General features: G+C 48.8%; 18 protein-coding genes and 1 pseudogene. 9 read left to right on the top strand and 10 right to left on the bottom strand.

Annotated features, from left to right (window positions below; translation table 11 throughout):
- From WG89_RS10325 to phnR, 5 genes and pseudogenes are all read right to left on the bottom strand, one after another.
- Positions 1-424 (bottom strand): annotated as a pseudogene (locus WG89_RS10325) (hypothetical protein); the annotation flags it as partial.
- Between the two features lie 12 nt (positions 425-436).
- The gene (locus WG89_RS10320) at positions 437-1498 is read right to left on the bottom strand and encodes a putative 2-aminoethylphosphonate ABC transporter ATP-binding protein (RefSeq protein ID WP_062265226.1); all 1062 of its coding nucleotides are present in this window, start codon (positions 1496-1498) and stop codon (positions 437-439) included.
- 88 nt (positions 1499-1586) lie between these two features.
- Positions 1587-2609, bottom strand: a complete 1023-nt coding sequence (locus tag WG89_RS10315) for a putative 2-aminoethylphosphonate ABC transporter substrate-binding protein (protein ID WP_062265223.1) — start codon at positions 2607-2609, stop codon at positions 1587-1589.
- Positions 2610-2872: 263 nt separating this feature from the next.
- On the bottom strand, positions 2873-3541 hold the full coding sequence (locus WG89_RS10310) for a phosphonatase-like hydrolase (protein WP_062265220.1): 669 nt from the start codon (positions 3539-3541) through the stop codon (positions 2873-2875).
- 100 nt (positions 3542-3641) lie between these two features.
- Complete coding sequence (gene phnR, locus WG89_RS10305) at positions 3642-4358, bottom strand: phosphonate utilization transcriptional regulator PhnR (RefSeq protein ID WP_062265217.1); 717 nt, start codon at positions 4356-4358, stop codon at positions 3642-3644.
- A 245-nt stretch (positions 4359-4603) separates the two neighbouring features.
- On the opposite strand from phnR, the gene phnW reads away from it, so the two are divergent.
- Genes phnW through WG89_RS10285 form a run of 5 tightly spaced genes read left to right on the top strand, consistent with a single transcriptional unit; the run spans position 4604 to position 9294 of the window.
- The gene (gene phnW, locus WG89_RS10300; protein WP_216638469.1) at positions 4604-5758 is read left to right on the top strand and encodes a 2-aminoethylphosphonate--pyruvate transaminase; all 1155 of its coding nucleotides are present in this window, start codon (positions 4604-4606) and stop codon (positions 5756-5758) included.
- A 4-nt stretch (positions 5759-5762) separates the two neighbouring features.
- Positions 5763-6113, top strand: coding sequence for an aminotransferase class III-fold pyridoxal phosphate-dependent enzyme (locus WG89_RS32065; protein WP_245662898.1), 351 nt, complete (start codon positions 5763-5765; stop codon positions 6111-6113).
- Positions 6070-7131, top strand: a complete 1062-nt coding sequence (locus tag WG89_RS10295; RefSeq protein ID WP_245662897.1) for an aspartate aminotransferase family protein — start codon at positions 6070-6072, stop codon at positions 7129-7131. The genes WG89_RS32065 and WG89_RS10295 overlap by 44 nt, the downstream gene beginning before the upstream one ends.
- Positions 7132-7188: 57 nt before the next feature.
- Positions 7189-7899 carry a redoxin domain-containing protein gene (locus WG89_RS10290; protein ID WP_172806774.1) on the top strand — a complete coding sequence of 237 codons (711 nt, stop codon included), beginning with the start codon at positions 7189-7191 and terminating at the stop codon, positions 7897-7899.
- A gap of 36 nt (positions 7900-7935) precedes the next feature.
- Positions 7936-9294 carry an MBL fold metallo-hydrolase RNA specificity domain-containing protein gene (locus WG89_RS10285; protein ID WP_062265213.1) on the top strand — a complete coding sequence of 453 codons (1359 nt, stop codon included), beginning with the start codon at positions 7936-7938 and terminating at the stop codon, positions 9292-9294.
- Here WG89_RS10285 and WG89_RS10280 read toward each other — a convergent pair.
- The 5 genes from WG89_RS10280 to WG89_RS10260 form a co-directional block, all read right to left on the bottom strand.
- Positions 9291-10802, bottom strand: coding sequence for a YifB family Mg chelatase-like AAA ATPase (locus WG89_RS10280; protein ID WP_062265210.1), 1512 nt, complete (start codon positions 10800-10802; stop codon positions 9291-9293). The two genes, WG89_RS10285 and WG89_RS10280, sit on opposite strands and share 4 nt — an antisense overlap.
- A 148-nt stretch (positions 10803-10950) precedes the next feature.
- Positions 10951-11670, bottom strand: a complete 720-nt coding sequence (locus WG89_RS10275; RefSeq protein ID WP_079253766.1) for a hypothetical protein — start codon at positions 11668-11670, stop codon at positions 10951-10953.
- A gap of 117 nt (positions 11671-11787) precedes the next feature.
- Positions 11788-12189 (bottom strand): DUF2541 family protein, encoded by a 402-nt coding sequence (locus WG89_RS10270; protein ID WP_062265207.1) that lies wholly within the window; start codon positions 12187-12189, stop codon positions 11788-11790.
- A 330-nt stretch (positions 12190-12519) separates the two neighbouring features.
- On the bottom strand, positions 12520-13212 hold the full coding sequence (locus WG89_RS10265) for an isochorismatase family protein (protein ID WP_062265204.1): 693 nt from the start codon (positions 13210-13212) through the stop codon (positions 12520-12522).
- Between the two features lie 213 nt (positions 13213-13425).
- Positions 13426-13689, bottom strand: coding sequence for an accessory factor UbiK family protein (locus WG89_RS10260; protein ID WP_062265201.1), 264 nt, complete (start codon positions 13687-13689; stop codon positions 13426-13428).
- 356 nt (positions 13690-14045) lie between these two features.
- Here WG89_RS10260 and glnK point away from each other — a divergent pair, with 356 nt between their 5' ends.
- The 4 genes from glnK to WG89_RS10240 all read left to right on the top strand — a co-directional run bounded on the left by glnK (position 14046) and on the right by WG89_RS10240 (position 18530).
- Complete coding sequence (gene glnK, locus WG89_RS10255) at positions 14046-14384, top strand: P-II family nitrogen regulator (protein WP_034841855.1); 339 nt, start codon at positions 14046-14048, stop codon at positions 14382-14384.
- Between the two features lie 237 nt (positions 14385-14621).
- Positions 14622-15863 (top strand): ammonium transporter, encoded by a 1242-nt coding sequence (locus WG89_RS10250; protein WP_414630390.1) that lies wholly within the window; start codon positions 14622-14624, stop codon positions 15861-15863.
- A 265-nt stretch (positions 15864-16128) separates the two neighbouring features.
- Entirely contained in the window at positions 16129-17670 is a 1542-nt protein-coding gene (locus WG89_RS10245) for a BCCT family transporter (protein ID WP_062265197.1), read from the top strand.
- Positions 17671-17705: 35 nt separating this feature from the next.
- Positions 17706-18530, top strand: a complete 825-nt coding sequence (locus WG89_RS10240) for a TauD/TfdA dioxygenase family protein (protein ID WP_062265194.1) — start codon at positions 17706-17708, stop codon at positions 18528-18530.
- Positions 18531-18537 lie beyond the last annotated feature (7 nt).

The raw sequence follows: 18537 nt of genomic DNA, 5'->3' as shown, positions 1-18537 counted from the left end.
AAATCATACTGATGGCTGGCAGCAGGGAAGGGGCCAGAATAGGCAGCATACCCAAGACCTTGAAGACAGGTTTGAAAGGCATGCGGGTACGAGTAAGTCCATAAGAAAACAGAAAGGCAATACTAACGACAATCGTCGTGACAATGGTTCCGGTTTTTAGAGTGTTTCCAATGGATTGGCTCAATGCCGGATTACCAAGATACTCGTAGAAGTAACTGAGACCAACGAAAGCACCATCACTGTCCTGAACACTTCTTGCCAGCATGGAAAGCAGGGGCAGAAGCAACGAGATGATCAGATACAACGCCACTGTTGTGACCACCAGACCCAGAATCCATCGGTCCTTGTTGATGACTGGCAGTACCGGCTTTCGGCTCATTACAGGGGCACTTGTGTCCACCTGTGTGTGGGTAGAGATACTCATATCAGTACTGGCTCACAACGCTGCTGGAAAGACATGGATATGCTGTTCGCTCAGGGATAACCGGTTAAGATTGCCTGGCTTTAATTCCAGATCTGCCAGCTGGTGGATAGGTACGTCGACCTTGATCGGATGGTTGCTGGTCCACCCTACAGGGCTGCATTCAGCACGAACAAAGGAGCCTTGAAACTCCAGGCTTTCAACGTTCACTGGCAACGCTGATTCGGTTTTGCCAAAACTGAGGTCTTCCGGACGAATACCCAGAATCACTTTACGCTCAGCAGTGTCCGCTACTTTAAGAGAGAGTGGCTGATTGGCCAGAAACATCTGATTGTTGTCGTTAATATCATCTTCCAGAAAGTTCATTGCACCCACAAACTCTGCGACAAAACGAGAGGCCGGGTTTCGATAAACCTCTTCAGGGGTGCCGATCTGTTCAATGTGGCCGTAATTCATCACCACAATGCGATCAGCCATGACCATGGCTTCTTCCTGGTCATGAGTCACCATAATGGTGGTGATGCCCAGTTTTCTCTGTAACTTGCAGATGGTTTCTCTCAGTTTAATTCTGACTTTTGCATCCAGGGCAGAGAGTGGTTCATCCAGTAGCAGTAAGCCTGGTGAGAGTGCCAAAGCCCGTGCAAGTGCTACACGCTGTTGCTGACCACCAGAGAGTTGAGAAGGGAATTTGAGGCCGGAATCAGGCAAGCCAATAATTTCCAGCCATTCAGCCACACTCATTGCCACCTCGCGTCGACTTTTGCCTTGATTTTTCAGACCAAAGCCAATGTTTTCTGACACGCTCAGATTGGGGAACAGAGCATAAGACTGGAAAACAATTCCGAAGTCTCTCTGCTCGGGTGGCAGGGGAGTAATGTTTACGCCATCTTGCCAGATCTCACCCTGATGGCAGGCTTCAAGTCCGGCAATCATTCTCAGCAGAGTGGTTTTTCCACAGCCAGAAGGACCAAGAAAACAGATGAATTCGCCTTTGTTGACGGACAGGGCAATCTCTTTCAGAGCGGTGAAATCGCCAAAGCGTTTCCCCAGGTTATCGATAGTGAGAAAAGGTTGCATGGCATTAACTTCCTTTAGGTCCAAACCTCAAAGACCGCTTATATCTCGCAGGATATAAGCGGCATTTACTGCATAGAGTGATAAAGACTCAGGATTTGGGCTCTGATTTGTGATCGAAACGCTTGGACCATTCTGACAAAACTGCCTTACGTTCACTGGCCATTTGATTGAAATCCATTTCCACCATGGCGCTTTCCACGTCGGGATAGTTAGGGACTTCTTTGCTGACATCTTTGTGGCCAACTACCGCATAAGCCTGAACATATTGTTCGTTGGCTTGCTGGCTCAATGACCAGTCAACCAGCTTCTTGGCTGCAGCGGCTTTGGGAGTGCCTGCAACCAGGCCTACAGATTCAACGTCCCAGCCAATACCGCCTTCAGGCAGAATCAGATCCAGAGGTGCGCCCTGGGTTTTCAGCTGGGCACCACGGATAGCCTGGGAAATACCAATGGCCACTTCGCCCATGGCAGCCTGTACACAGGGTTTGGAACCGGAATGGGTGTATTGGGCAATGTTATTGTTCAGCTTGGCCATGTAAGACCAGCCTTTGTCTTCACCCATGCTTTGCAGCCAGGCAGAAACCTGCATATAGCCGGTACCGGAAGAGGCCGGGTTAGGCATGGCAATCTGACCACGGTAGACCGGGTCCAGCAGATCCTGCCAGGATTCAGGCTTGGGCAGGTTCTTGGCTTTGGCAACTGCTTCGTTGTAGCAAACAACGTTGAAGAACGCCTGGTTACCAAACCAGGCTTTACTGGCTTCAGGGTCTACCAGTTCTGCTTTTATCTCAGTCAAACCGGCAGGCTTATAGTTATCAAGCACACCTTCCTGCTTAAGCAGGGCCATACTGGAGCCTGCCAGTCCCCATACGACATCAGCCCGATTGTTGGCTTTTTCTGCCAGCAGCTTGGCGGTCATGATGCCGGTTGAGTCCCGAACCCATTTGATACGGATATCAGGATTTTCCTGTTCAAAGGCTTTTTTGTAACGGGTCAGCAGGTCTGACTCAAAAGCGGTGTAAACGGTCAGCTCTACCGGGGAAGCGGCAAAAGATGAGACACTGAAAATCGAGGTTGCTGCAAGGGCCAGGGCTGTCAGACGCTTTTTCATGGGGCTCTCTCCAGTCAGGCAAATAATAAATCTGGTTTAGACCAGATTGGATAACGAAATCCTACGAGAGAGAGGTGACTAAAATATTACAGATCTTTTTCGTCTATGTGACATCTTGCCTGGTCAAACTTGACGGCTTATTAATTTGCTTTTTAGCAATGGAAAAGTTCAGGAAAGGGACGTCGTTGAAGCAGCTTTTGAAGAGCGGAGAAAGGTTTACGGTAAAGCCCTTTCTCCTCCGTATCTAAATGGGTGAAGCTGGTTTAAATATGCTGAAGGATGTCTGCTAAATTATCGAACACAAAAGTGGGTTCTGCAGTGAGCAGTTGCTCTCGGGTCTGGGCACCGGTTGTGACACCTACTGTGATGCCGCAGTGAGCGTTTTTACCCTCATGGATGTCGATTGCAGAGTCACCGGCTTTGAGAACCTGGGCACTGGCGCTGATCCCGGTTTTTTCCATGGCAAGTAATATCATGTCTGGCGCGGGGCGACCGTTAGTAACGTCATCGGCTGTCACCAGTACGTCAAACTGAGAACCGGCTTGCCAATTCATTTTACTGAGCAGCTTGGTGGCCACTTCATAGCTATAACCGGTGTTTAAAGTAATTTTGATTTCTCTTTTGCGTAGCTCTTTCAAGAGTTCTTCGACACCTTCGAAAGTGGTGACCGCCAGCTCAGAATAGGCACGCTCCAGATTGTTTTTGAAGGCTTGGAAAATCTGTTCAGAATCAGCGTTGTTGAAACCTTTTGAGGCAAGAACGTCTTTAATGGCTTGATGTTTTTCCTTGCCTGCACCGTGTTCGAGTACGTCCTCCAAAGTGAACTCATAGCCCGCTTCAGTAAGGCTTCTGTTCACCGTTTTATATACGACATTGTCTTCATCGACTGTGGTGCCTGCCATATCAAAAACTGCGAGTTTGATGTTACTCATTTCGACCTCTTGATTTGTCGTTAGCTCGGAGAGTTAAGCCGTTATCAATATTCTTTGTTTGTCCAGCCGGCCTTGACGAGATTGGCTGGATTCCTATAGTTCAGGTAACACGTGTATCGGCCGAGATGACCACTGCATCCTGTCGCCAATATTCGAAGTCACAGTCAATCAGTACGCCAGATTGATCGTAATTTGTTCGCTCAACCAGAAGCCCGGAACTCCCTGTTGTTACTTTCAGGTGAGAGGATGCTTCGGTATTCAATCCCACTGGGTATATCCTGAAACTGACTCTTGCATACTGGCGTTCGTAGTGTTCCTGGTAAACGTCAGACAGTGATCGTGAAAGGTCGTGCTTCAACAGGTCCGGGAAGTAGGCAGGGTTAATGTAATTTTCAACGTATAAAACATTTCGGCCATCCACTGAACGAAGTCTCTGTAGACGGTAAACAGGGGTCAGGGCCGGAAGCTGAAGCAACTTCTGAACCCGGCCTGTGGCCGGTACAAGATCTGCATGAATCATCCGGGTGTCGGGCAATCTGCCTTGCCGGGTGACCATGGTGTGAAAGTTGGCATTTACTGTCGGGTCATAGGTCACTCTTTCCGGAGAAACAAACCAGCCCCTGCGGTCTTCACGGTAGACCAGTCCATCCGCTTCCAGAGAGGACAGTGACTCTCTCAGGGTGATGCGTGTGGTACCAAACTTCTCGCTCAACAGTCGCTCCGAAGGGAGCTTGCTGCCAGGCTTCAGTGCGCCACTTTCTATCTGCTCGTTAAGGGCGGTACGAATAATCTGATACTGATTTTTTCCCTGTCCCATCAATACTTTTCTCTAGGCGGTGTGTTGCTGCTTAACTGGTATATACCATTCTAAACAGGTTTTATGACAATAAGATGAGCGACTCTGTAAAGCTGAAAATCATGTTTGGAATTCTCCGGATGGAATATGAAGTTTTTATGAAGAATGGCAGCAGGGTATTTACAGAAAAAAGTGTCCCCTTCATGATTTTGTGTAAATTGGTATAGACCAGATTTTAGACGTTTTCTGCTCTCTACAGGTGTCTTATGAAAGCCGTACCTACAGCAAATAAAGTGTCCACTGTGAAAGAAAAGAACCTGGAAAATCCCTATCTCCTGCTGACCCCGGGGCCTCTCTCAACCTCTGGCAGCGTCCGTGAAGCCATGCTTCGTGACTGGTGCACCTGGGATGATGATTACAACCTCGGGGTTGTGGAAGAGATTCGCAGTCAGCTGGTGAAGCTGGCTTCGGATACTGAGGATTACACCGCCGTTTTGATGCAGGGCAGTGGGACTGCTTCTGTAGAAGCTACGATCGGGTCTGTGATTTCCGATGAAGGCAAGCTGCTGGTGATCAATAATGGTGCTTACGGTGCCCGTATTGCCCAGATTGCTGAATATCTGAACATTGCTCACACAGTTCTGAATTGTGGTGAAATCAATCCTCCAACTCCAGCTGAGGTAGAGCAGTTACTGCTTGAAGATAAAACGATAACGCACGTGGCTGTAGTGCACTGTGAAACTACGACCGGGATGCTCAACCCCATTGAGGCTCTGGCGCCTGTCGTCAAAAAGCACGACTGTGTATTAATTGTTGATGCCATGAGCAGTTTTGGCGGTATTCCCATTGACCTTGCCGGTCTGGGCATTGATTTTCTGATCAGCTCTGCCAACAAGTGCATTCAGGGCGTTCCCGGTTTTGGCTTTGTGATTGCCCGCAGAAACATTCTTTCCCAGTGTAAGGGTCATGCCCGTTCTCTGTCTCTGGATCTTTATGATCAGTGGCATTGTATGGAAAAGAATCATGGCAAGTGGCGTTTCACTTCCCCTACTCACACGGTTCGTGCCTTCCACCAGGCTCTGAGTGAGCTGCAGAAGGAAGGTGGTATTGCAGCCCGTCATGAGCGCTACTCAACCAACCAGAGTATGTTGGTTCAGGGCATGAAAGAACTGGGCTTCCGGTGTCTTTTATCAGAAGATTTGCATTCACCTTTTATTACCTCATTCTATTCTCCCGAACATCCGGATTATGACTTCCATCGGTTCTATGAACAGCTGAAAGAAAAAGGCTTTGTGATCTACCCCGGTAAGGTTTCTGATGCTGACTGTTTCAGAATTGGCAATATCGGTGAGGTTTACCCGGCAGACATCGGTTGTTTGATTAAAGCCGTTTCAGAAAGCATGTACTGGGCGGAGTGCTGACAGCATGGAAGCGGTAAAAAAACACCTTCATGCCGAAGGTGACATCAATACCACGGCGGAACGAACGCGCTGGCAGGAACAGCTGGACCATCCTGAAACCTCAGCCATGCTGGAAGAGGACGCCCGCTATTTCCTGCATCAATCCATGTCGACTCCGTGTCTGGACGTCCTTGAGAAGGCCGATGGCATTTATATAGAAGATGCCCGTGGATTACGTTATATGGACTTCCACGGCAATAATGTTCATCAGCTGGGTTATGGACACCCCCATGTTGTTCAAAGCATAAAGCATAAAGCATCAGCTGGATACATTGCCATTTTCACCCAGACGATTTACCAACCAGACCGCCATTGAATGTGCCAGAAAGCTGGGGGATATCTGTGGTGAAGACCTGAACCGGGTTCTGTTTGCACCAGGTGGCACCTCTGTTATCGGTATGGCTCTGAAACTGGCCAGAGTGGTGACAGGGAATCACAAGGTGATTTCCCTCTGGGATTCTTTTCATGGTGCATCACTGGATGCCATTGGCGTAGGAGGAGAAGCCTGTTTTCGTGAGGGTATGGGGCCTTTAACGCCGGGAGTAGAGAGAATTCCACCTGCCATCAGTTACCGTGGCGTCTGGCCCAGAGACGATGGAAGTGATGAGCACTACGCAGACTATCTCGAATACGTTATTGAAAAAGAAGGTGGCGTGGGGGCATTTATTGCTGAAACAGTTCGCAATACTGATGTTCAGGTGCCCAGTCAGGCCTACTGGAAAAGAGTCCGGGAAATCTGCGACAAACACAATGTACTGCTGATCATTGATGAGATTCCCAATGGCATGGGACGCAGTGGCCAATGGTTTACTTATCAGCGTTACGGCATTACTCCCGACATTCTCTGTCTCGGCAAAGGTCTGGGTGGAGGCATTGTGCCCATGGCCGCGATGATCACCCGGGATCGTTTTAATGTGGCGCAGCATATCTCGCTGGGGCATTACACCCACGAGAAAAGCCCGGTTGGTTGTGCAGCAGCGCTGGCCACCATGGAAGTCATTGAACGGGAGCAACTGCTGGAAAAAGTCAGAGGCGATGAAGCTTTTGTTCGTGACCGTCTGGAAGGCATGAAGTCCCGATATAATCTGATTGGCGATGTCAGAGGTGTTGGGCTGCTCTGGGGTGTGGAGCTGGTCAAATGTCGTCAGTCCAAAGAGCGGGCTACCTTTGAGGCTGAAAAAATACTCTACCGTTGTCTTGAATTGGGACTGAGCTTCAAAGTCTCACAGGGTAATGTTTTACAGTTGAGCCCACCTCTTGTTATTGATCGCAGTGAACTGATCCGAGCTCTGGATATTGTGGAGCAGGCTATTTCGGAAATAAGCGCTGACTAATCATTTATCTGCTAAACCTTACAGGGTGTGAACACATCGATGCCCTGTGAGGTGGTAATGAAGTACGCTCCCCTCTTGTTTGCAGCCTTGCTGCCTGCCCTGGCCAGTGCTATTCCTCTGCCAGAAACCATGGCCCCTGATTTTGAAACCACCGCAGTGCTGCCGGATAAAGACAAACCGGAAGGCAGGATTGTGGATAACTTTAAGCTATCCAGTCTGCTGGGAAAGAATCGGGTACTGCTGCTCAGTTACCCCAAAAACTGTACTTTCATCTGTCCGACCGAGTTGATTGCGATCAAGAATAAGTTGGACCAGTTCCAGGAGTTAGGTTACGAAGTCCTGGTACTCTCTACGGATCAGGCTTCCATGGCTAAAGATAAAGAAGCGTCCCATCAGGCCTGGCGACTGAAGTCGGATAAGTCGGGTGAGGGTGGCAAAGATACTCCGATAGGGATTGGCAATGCAGATTTCATTATGCTTTCTGACCCGGAAGGTAAAGTGCTCAAGCAATACGGTATTCAAAACGAAGACGGACTGGCATTCAGAGCAACTTTTTATATTGGCATTGATGGTAGGGTAAGAATATCGGATGTTCAGAGCAACAGTATTGGTCGTGATGTTGATGAAATCCTGAGAAAGGCTGCCGCCGTCAAATTTATTGAAGAAAATGAAGGGCTGGTTACACCAGAAGGCTGGCAGCCAGGTGATTCAGGTATGACACCCGATCATCAGGGTGTGAGAAAACAGCTGAAAAATAAAGGGCAGTAAAGCCTGACAGGTGGATAGAAAATAAGGGGGAAGGCAATGGATCTTCAGTTTCTGGGGGCAGCAGGTACGGTGACCGGATCAAAATATCTGGTGGAGTCTGACGGTAAAAAAATACTGGTGGACTGCGGGCTGTATCAGGGGATCAAGCATTATCGACAGATGAACTGGCAGCCATTGACTGTGGCACCTTCGGATCTGGATGCCGTAGTTCTGACTCATGCTCACCTGGACCACAGTGGTTACCTGCCGCTGTTGGTGAAGGATGGTTTCAAAGGGCCTGTTTATGCAACTCCCGGGACCTGTGAACTGGCGAAAATTCTGTTGCCGGATTCTGGTTTTTTACAGGAAGAAGATGCTAAACATGCCGCTAAATACGGCTACTCAAGACACAATCCCCCAAAACCTCTCTACACCGAAGAAGATGCCATCAGGGCTCTGAAACAGCTAAAGCCCTGTGTGTTTGAAGAGATCAATCAGATTCTGCCAGAGCTGAGTGTGCGCTTCAGGCCTGCCGGTCATATTCTGGGTGCGGCCTGTGTAGAAATATTTGATGGTCATCGTTTGCTGGTATTTTCAGGAGATGTTGGAAGACCTGATGACTTGATCATGTACCCACCTGAACCCCTCAAGCGTGCAGATTTTCTGGTGGTTGAGTCTACCTATGGTGATCGTGAGCATGTTCACAAGGACCCGGAGGAAGCACTGGCCAAGTTAATTACAGAAACGGCTGCTGCAGGAGGCTCGGTACTGATCCCGGCTTTTGCCGTAGGTCGTGCCCAGATGATGCTGCATCTGCTTGAAAAGCTGAAGTCAGCCCAGCGTATTCCCAACCTACCTGTTTACCTGAACAGCCCGATGGCGATTAAGGCTACGGAAGTATTCCATCGATTCCATGAGAAACATCGTCTGACAGAAGAAGACTGCCGACGTATTGATGATATGACCCATTACGTCAAAACCGTTGAGGAATCCAGGGCTTTGGCAGCTCAGACCTTCCCGAGTATTATTGTTTCTGCCAGCGGTATGGCCAGTGGTGGTCGGGTATTGCATCATTTAAAACACATGTTGCCCAATCACCGAAATACCATCATTTTTGCCGGCTACCAGGCTATGGGAACCCGGGGCGAAAAGCTGATTCATGGGGCTGATACGATCAAAATTCATGGTCAGGATTATCCAGTCAAGGCTAAGATCAAGCATTTCGACAACTTCTCTGCCCATGGCGACGGTAAGCAGATCATAGACTGGCTTAGAAGCATCAAAACCCCACCCAAGCAGGTGTTTGTCACCCATGGTGAGGTAGAGTCTGCCAATGCTATGGCTCAGAAAATACAGACTGAACTGGGCTGGCCCGCAGAAGTTCCTGAGCTATTTGATAAGTCCGAACTGAGTTAGCCTGGCTCCCGATCCAGCTTTCGATAATGAACCGCTTCTGCCAGATGTTTTTGCAGAATATCTTTCTGTTCCTCCAGATCGGCAAGGGTTCTGGCTACTCTCAGAATTCGGTGTACGGCTCTGGCAGAGTATCCAAGCTTATCGCAAAGCCGGGTCATAAAATTCTGTTCTTTCTGACTCAATAAACAGTATTGGTTGATTTCACTGGCGGACAATCGGGCATTACTTTTTCCTTGTCTGTCTTGCTGAATGGCATGAGCTTGATTGACTCTGATGCGAATGGCTTCGGAGGAAAGGTCAGAATTATCTTGTTGGGCCTGAAACAATAACTCTGTCTTTTGGCTGGCCACTTCTACCTGTAGGTCAATACGATCCAGTAAAGGGCCAGACAGTTTTCTTTTATAGCGTCTGACCTGTTCCGGTGAACACTGACAGGCTTTTTGAGGGTCTCCCAGAAAGCCACAGGGGCAAGGGTTCATGGCGGCAACCAGCTGAAAGCCTGCGGGAAAACTGGCCTGACCTTTAGCGCGGGAGATAACCACTTCTCCGGTTTCCAGAGGTTCACGCAGTACTTCCAGAGCTACTTTCTGAAACTCGGGCAATTCATCAAGAAACAAGATGCCGTTGTGGGCAAAAGATATTTCTCCCGGTCGGGGTTGGCTCCCTCCTCCTACTAAAGCAACAGCTGAGGCGGTGTGATGAGGATTTCGAAAAGGGCGCTGCTTCCACTGGGGAGACTGGTTGTAGGATGCCAGTGTATGAATGGCAGCCACTTCCAGGGCCTCCTGATCATTCATTGGAGGAAGAATGCCGGGTAGCCGACTGGCCAACATGGTTTTACCGGTGCCGGGAGGCCCATAGAACAACAGGTGGTGGCCACCGGCTGCAGATGTCATCAAGGCTTTTTTAGCCTGCAGTTGTCCTTTCACATCCATAAGGTCCGGATAGGTAAAACTCTCCTGATCGCGTGTGGATATTGCTTTCTCAAGAACTTCCATCCCACAAAGATGAGAGCAGACTTTAAGAAGGTCTGTAGCGCCAATCACTGTGGAACCTGGACTGAGTGCGGCAATATTGGCGTTGTTCTTTGGCAGTATCAGTTTGTTTCCAGCCTTATTACAGGCTATGGATGCAGGCAAAGAACCCGTAACAGGTCTCAGCTCACCGGATAAGGCCAGTTCGCCCAGAAACTCATAGCCTTGCAGGGAGTCCTGGGTAATCTGTCCTGATGCTGCCAGAATGCCCAGGGCTATGGGCAGATCAAAGCGTCCACCTTCTTTTGGCAAGTCAGCGGGTGCCAGGTTAACGGTGATTCTGGAAACCGGAAATTCGTAACCGCTGTTAAGAATGGCGCTTCTCACCCTGTCCTTGCTTTCCCTGACAGCGGCTTCTGGTAAACCCACAATATTCAGTGCGGGCAGACCGGCGGACAAATGCACTTCAACGGAAACAGCAGGGGCGTCCAGACCGGTTTTAGCGCGGGTTTGAACTACAGCTAACCGCGACATACACACTACCTTCTAGTTGTACTTGTGTTCTTATTTTTTGGTATCCCTGTATGGAATACCAGTATGTATCCGAAGGAGTGAGGATAGCAGTGATTTAGAAATGTGCAGCAGGCGTTGCCGGTCAGCAAGGGGCTGACCGGCGAGGGCATCAGTTTACGATTTTCCAGGAACCGTCTTCCTGGAGGCAGGCCTGACCCCAGGCATCTTCTGTTTTTCCACCCACAGTAATGGACTGCTGGAATTCACGGCAAACCAGACCGGAAGAAGCGCTCTTGCCTTCTTTGGTGGTGACAACATAGCCGGAAGCGTCGTCTTCTTCCCAGATGATTTTTTCACCCACAGGGGCTGTTGTGGCTTTAATCTGGGCTTCTTCGTGAGCACGCTGGGCGGCTTCATTAATATTGTCGAGAATTTTCAGTGTGATGGCGGTAAAGGCCATCCATTTGAAAGCATCGTTGTCGTCATGGTAGTGGCCATAACCGTAGTAAGAGTGACCATAGGTTCTTACGACCACTACATTGTTTCTGAGAACCCTTTTTCTGGGTGCGACCACCACAATATTATTCTTTATGACTTTTGGTCCCCCCCAGCGATCGTCGCGACGATCTTCGCGATTATCCTGGCGGTCATCACGACGGTCTTCACGGTTATCCTGGCGATCATCCTGGCGATCTTCGCGGTTGTCCTGACGATCATCTCTGCGGTCTTCGCGATTGTCCTGACGATCATCTCTGCGATCTTCACGGTTATCCTGACGATCATCGCGACGGTCTTCTCTACGGTCACTGCCTGGTAGCGCATGAGCTGTATTTGCCAGTGGTGCAATCACCATAAAAGACAGCAGTGCGGTGCAGAGAAACTTCTTCATTCTTTATCGACTCGGTATCAAACAGCCCTTGTGGGCTCAAAACGGTTTTTCATTCTTATCAATGTTGGGTATGCAACCCGGCAGAACGCCGGGCAGCATCTCGCAGGAGCCTGCTTATCAGGCAGCCTTGCCCCACAGCAGTACGTTGGCCTGAACGCGACCAGTACCTTCGGTGTCGTAGTAGAATCTTACTTTTTCGATAGCTCTTGCCTTGCCAGGCAGGTCGATCACACGGGAGCTGCCGCCTTTTCTGACTTTGCTGCGCATGGCGATTTCACGGTTCTGGCCATTCTTGTAGTGAACAACCACTTTGTTGAAATCAACGTCAGCACCTTTGACCTTGAATTGAATGCGCTTGAATACACCGTCTCTCAGACCCACGCGAATGGTGTCTACTTCTGCACGACGACTGACTTTTCTTTCGCCCAGCAGTTCCCAGCCACTGGCAAGAGCGGGCTGCGTAAAGCCAGACATGATCATGGTGACGAGCAGGGTAAAAATGGAAAGCGAGCGTTTCATAGTGATGGTTCTCCCGGGATTCTCACTATTTGTCCTTGAAGCCAGGTCATGATGAAGGGCGCCTGGCCAATGCAACTTCGCCTTATTGAGGCGATTATCTTAATTTGCGTGGCAATGCTATAGCGAAGGGAGTAGTAGCTCTATAGGGATAATTACCGAGTAAATTAATCAATAATCTTATTTAAGTCGTTGATCTTATTGGTTTTTTTGAAATGTTAAAACTGTCAGGAGAAAGTAAAAGTTGATGGTGGTCATTATCTTGGAAGGAGATTTTCAAAAAATGGAACGTTATTTAAGCTGTGTGCAGATAACTTATACATCCATGGGCTTTTAATTGCATGGAGCAGGAGATTCAGAAGGAAGCACTTTGAGGGTATCGGGGTATTTCTCTTTTAGTTCTTCCCAGGCAATACCGATCCCCCTTTGCTCGCTCTCAGAAGGCGCATCCCTGTCGATCAGGTCAGTGGTTATGTTCAGGCTGCGGTCGACGAGAACATTAAAACCGGCTTCCAGAGCGTCCTCGGTGGTTTGCATCAGGCAGCCTCCATCAAAGCAGCCAGTGGCGACAACATCTTCCGCTTTTATGCTGTGCAGGTAGTTTTTTAATGAGGTATTGATCTCTTGGGCGGTGGCACCCGGATTATCAACCGGTAGTGATTCCCTTTTATCAAATGCACTGTCTTCACTTTTTACCAGTAGGCGGTAGTAACTATTGCGGAGTAGCTTCTGATGAAGAAAGCTTAGTGTCTCGCCTTCTTCTACATAATTCACGTCAATAAAGTGAACCCCTTTATTGCCAGAGAAATGATCGAGTAATTCAGCTTGAGCACTGATCACCCTATAGGCTTCGGGCGCCCAGAAGCGTTTTACAAAGCCGGTCTGCATATCAATGAACAGAATAGCGACAGTTTTTCCCTGGGCTAAAAGAGTCTCAATCGTAGCGATAGACGTCTTCAGGTCTGCTGAGCAGTAGCCTGGCATTATGATCAACACTAAAACGAGCAGCCATCGGAATGCCATCATCAAATATTACTGGAGAGCCAGCACTGTACAATCCTAATTCCTGGTACTTATGGCAGCAGCATGGGTGAATGTCCATTCATGTCACAAGGAGAAGGTGGGGTATTGGGTACTAGTCGTTTATATGAATGGATTCAGTATTGAACAAGATAGAGGAAAAGACGTTTCTTTAGCGGAATGATAGAGCCGTCCTTGAGAAAAGAACGGCCATCCAAATCAGCAGCAGGAATCAGAGCTTTCTGTTTTTTCCAGCTCGGCCACTTTCTTCTCAAGGGCTTCCAGTCGTTCGCGGGTATGCTTGAGTACTGCTATCTGGGCATCAAACTCATCACGGGTGACCAGCTCAAACTTGGCCAGGGCGCTACCCACCAGTGCCTTGATGTTGTGCTCAATATCTTCCCGGGTCTGACTCTTCTGCCCACCCAGTACCTGACCCGCTTTGCCGGCAATATTACCGATTAGAGAGGCTTTATCGATCATTGATCTTTCCTGCTTCCTGAAACAGCCCCAGAGCCGTTGTGATTTAAAACTGTCGGGATGATACCACAAACAGATGATGATCCATTGCACTAAAAAAGTGCATTATTTGCGTGCGTCAACCTAAAAGAGTGCGCTTAATTGGTGCGAGGGGCGAATTTAGTGAACGGGTTTCCGAATCTACAACTCCATAAGCCTTACTGACACACGACTTACTGAAATTGGCATGGAGCCTGCATATATGCCATCAAACTCAGTTGAGACGTAGTCAGCTGAATACTTAAGCCTGGGGTGCCGATCAGAATAATAATGTCGAGGCATTCCCTGCAGGCCGACGGGCAACACTCAGGAGAGCTTTTATGAAGTTGGTATCAGCCATCATTAAGCCATTCAAACTGGACGACGTGCGTGAAGCTCTGTCCGAGATTGGCGTTCAGGGGATTACTGTCACCGAGGTTAAGGGATTCGGTCGACAAAAAGGGCACACAGAGCTTTACCGTGGCGCTGAGTACGTGGTGGATTTTCTTCCCAAGGTAAAGCTGGAAGTTGGTATCTCTGACGACCTGCTGGACCAGGTGATTGAGTCCATCTCAAAAGCGGCGAATACAGGCAAGATTGGTGACGGAAAGATCTTCGTAACCACACTGGAGCAGGCTATTCGGATCAGAACCGGTGAAACCGGTGAAGACGCTATCTGATTAACTGAGTAAAGAGACCATAGCCAGAAGTCATGGCTCTCAGGCTGGACAGAATAACTAAAGACTGTCGTTTTTCGGAAAACTAAAAAAACACTGAATACGACATTCTAACAATAAGAATACAGCTAACACGGAAACAGTGACTGTTACACAGCGGACTGTTTCCAGGGCAACTACGCCTTTAGCTAAAGACTACTAATCTGCTTGAACTTTCTTGGGAGGAGCCCTGTGGAAAATCTGGCTCAAGTGTCGTACGCACTCGACACTTTCTACTTTCTGATGTCCGGTGCGCTGGTAATGTGGATGGCTGCAGGTTTTGCCATGCTCGAAGCTGGCCTGGTCCGTTCTAAAAACACGGTTGAAATTCTTACCAAAAACATCGCGCTGTTTGCGATCGCCTGTACCATGTATCTGCTCTGCGGTTACGCCATCATGTATCCAGGGGCTAACGAAGGCGGCATCCTGCCTGTCCTTGGCTCTTTGATTGGTACTGAAAACTCCGTTGAAGCTGTGACTGCGGGTGGCGATGATGCGCCTTACTACTCTGCACGTTCTGACTTCTTCTTCCAGGTTGTCTTTGTTGCTACTGCAATGTCCATCGTTTCCGGTGCGGTTGCCGAGCGTATGAAGCTCTGGTCTTTCCTGCTGTTCGCAGTATTCATGACCGGCTTTATCTATCCAGTACAGGGTTTCTGGAAGTGGGGCGGTGGTTTCCTGAACGAAGCTAACTTCCAGGACTTCGCTGGTTCCGGTGTTGTTCACATGGCCGGTGCCGCTGCTGCTCTGGCAGGTGTTCTGCTGCTGGGTGCCCGTAAAGGCAAGTACGGTAAAGACGGTGCAGTTAATGCTATTCCCGGCGCTAACCTGCCAATGGCTACTCTGGGTACTTTCATCCTGTGGCTGGGCTGGTTCGGCTTCAACGGTGGTTCTCAGCTGAAACTGTCAGATGTTGAAAATGCTAACGCTGTCGCTCAAATCTTCGTAAACACCAATGCTGGCGCTGCCGGTGGCGTGATTGCTGCACTGATTGTTGCCCGTATCCTGTTCGGCAAGGCTGACCTGACTATGGCTCTGAACGGTGCTCTGGCTGGTCTGGTATCGATCACTGCTGAACCTCTGACCCCAAGCGCTGTATCAGCTACTCTGATCGGTGGTGTCGGTGGTGCTCTGGTAGTCTTCGCTATCCTGGCTCTGGATAAGGTACGCATTGACGATCCAGTCGGTGCCATCTCTGTTCACGGTGTGGTAGGTATCTGGGGTCTGTTGGCTGTACCTCTGACCAACGATGGTGCAACCTTCAGTGCACAGCTGCTGGGTATCGTCACTATCTTTGCGTGGGTGTTCTTCGCTTCACTGATCGTCTGGGGTGCTATCAAGCTGATCCTCGGCCTGCGTATCACTGAAGAAGAAGAGTATGAAGGCGCTGACCTGACCGAATGCGGTATGGAAGCTTATCCTGAATTTACTGGTAAACAATAATAAAGAGTAAATCGGGTGGATAGAAAGGGCGCTTCGGCGCCCTTTTTTAATGCCTCTGAAACCGTACTTTATTCAGCAGTTGCCTGATTCATTTTTTTGATATTTCCTGCCTTTTAAAACGGAATTCTGGTTTTTGATGAAGCAATAAATGGAACATTAGTTTCAAGTTAGAAGTGCCAAAGAACTACCGTTCAGCTATCTAATTCGCGGGATTCGGTTTCAGTAAATATACTTACCTGCATCTTTTTAATGAAACCACAACTCAATGCTGTCTGATAATGAGTCTGTTTTAGAGCGTAAAAGTTTATTTTCTGATATTGATCTGCCCGTATTTCTGGTCAGCGGAGGAAGTTTAGGACTTTTTGTACTTTTGTCCCTGCATGATATTGATAAGGTCTCCCACTGGATCAGTGTAGGTTTTTTAAATTCAACACGACTGTTTGGTGTTTATTGGCAGGGGCTGCTGTTAGCCACTTTTGTGATCAGTCTTGTGCTTGCCACAGGACGAACGGGACGAGTGCAGTTGGGTGGCCTGAAGAAACCTGAAATGAGCAACTTTAAATGGGTTTCGGTCATTATGTGCACCTTGCTGGCTGGCGGCGGCGTGTTCTGGGCTGCAGCTGAACCCATGGCTCATTTTATCTCTCCCCCTCCTCTGTTTGGTGAAGAAAGTAGCTCAACCGATGCTGCTTTTAATGCTATGGCCCAGAGTTTTATGCATTGGGGGTTTCTGCCCTGGTCCATTCTCAGCAGTCTGACGGGCATCGTTTTCATGTATCTGCACTATGAAAAAGGCCTCCCGCTTCAGCCCCGTACTTTGTTGTATCCACTGTTTGGAGAGAAAGCTCTGAAAGGGCCTCTGGGAACGATAGTAGATGCCAGTTCTGTTCTGGCTGTTGTAGCAGGTACTGTTGGCCCAATAGGGTTTCTGGGACTGCAGGTGGGTTATGGATTGGAGAAATTGTTCGACATACCGAATACCTATGGAATGCAGCTTATGGTGCTGGTTGGGCTGATCAGCATCTACACAGTGTCTGCTGTCAGTGGAATTACGCGGGGCATTCAAATCCTGAGCAGTGCAAATGTGTTGTTGGCTGTTGTATTGATGTTGTTCCTTCTTACCTGTGGGCCAACTTCTTTTATCTTTAACGGTTATTTTCACTCCTTCGGGGTATATCTGAGTAAGTTTATTCCCATGGCTACATACCGGGGGAGTCCTGAATGGCTGGACTGGTGGACCGTATTTTTCTGGGGGTGGTTTCTGGGCTACGGCCCTTTAACCGCTATGTTTGTTGCTCGAATATCCCGTGGCCGCACAATTCGGGAAATGATTGTGCTGACCTCAATACTGGCGCCTCTTATGACTACCTTCTGGCTGGCAATATTAGGCGGTACGGGTTTGTCATTTGAGCTGGAAAATCCAGGCGTGATTTCGGAGCCTTTTGCCGGGATCAATCTACCTGCTGCGCTGTTTGCGATCACTGAACAATTGCCCATGGATTTCGTGGTTTCAATTGCTTTCCTGCTTCTGACCATCATTTTTGTGGCAACTACCGGCGACTCCATGACCTATGCCGTATCCATGGTGATGACCGGGAACGATCATCCGCAAGCCTATATACGGGTTTTCTGGGGTGTCATGATGGGTGTAGTTGCAGCGCTGTTGATCTCTATTGGTTCAGGTGGTGTCTCAGCTTTGCAGTCGTTTATAGTCATTACCGCAGTACCTGTTTCCCTGATACTTTTACCGTCGCTATGGAATGCACCCTTTATTGCCCGAAAAATGGCTGATCAGCAGGGGCTCTGATCAGTCAGTTAAGCAACGAAATACAGGGGGCTTTTATGTTTGATGTTAAACCCGTCGCTGGAGCTTTAGGCGCTGAGCTGCATGGAGTCGATCTGACTAAAGAGCTGAGCAGTGAAGTACTGCAGGAAATTCGTCGTCTGCTCGTTGAATTTCAAGTCATTTTCTTCAGGAGTCAGGACATCAGTCATGAACAGCATAAGCGGCTGGCCAGCAGTTTTGGCCCATTACAGACTCATCCTGCTTATGGCACGGTAGAAGGGTATCCAGAGATTACGATTCTGGAGAGCACCCCGGAAAAACAGACCAAAATTGAGTGCTGGCATTCGGATATGACGTATCGATTACATCCACCGCTGGGATCGGTTCTTCGCGCCAGGATTATTCCTCCAAAAGGCGGCGACACACTGTGGTCAAGTATGACTGCCGCTTACGACGGCCTGTCACATACCATGCAGAAAATCCTTAAAGATCTGGTTGCGGTGCATGACTTTTGTTGGGGGTTCAAAGAAAGTCTGGAAGAACCCGGAGGTAAGGAACGTCTGGCTCAGGCAATAGCCGATAATCCACCGGTAAAACACCCTGTTATTCAAGTTCATCCCGAGAGCGGAAAGAAAGTTATTTTCGTGAATTCTCTGTTTACCACTCACATTGAAGGTATGCATAAAAGCGAGAGTGATACGTTGCTGAATTATCTTTATCAACATGTCACCCGACCAGAGTATACCTGCCGCTTTAACTGGCAGCCTGATTCTATCGCTATTTGGGATAATCGAAGCACTCAACATAAGCCTATCAACGATTATTTCCCGGCCCATCGTCGTATGGAACGCATTTCAATTGATGGTGATAAGCCCTATTAGAATGATG

The organism is Endozoicomonas arenosclerae (assembly GCF_001562015.1).
GTDB classification, from domain to species: Bacteria; Pseudomonadota; Gammaproteobacteria; order Pseudomonadales; family Endozoicomonadaceae; genus Endozoicomonas_A; species Endozoicomonas_A arenosclerae.
Note: the sequence above shows the minus strand (reverse complement) of the source record. Positions and strands in the feature narration are given on the sequence as shown.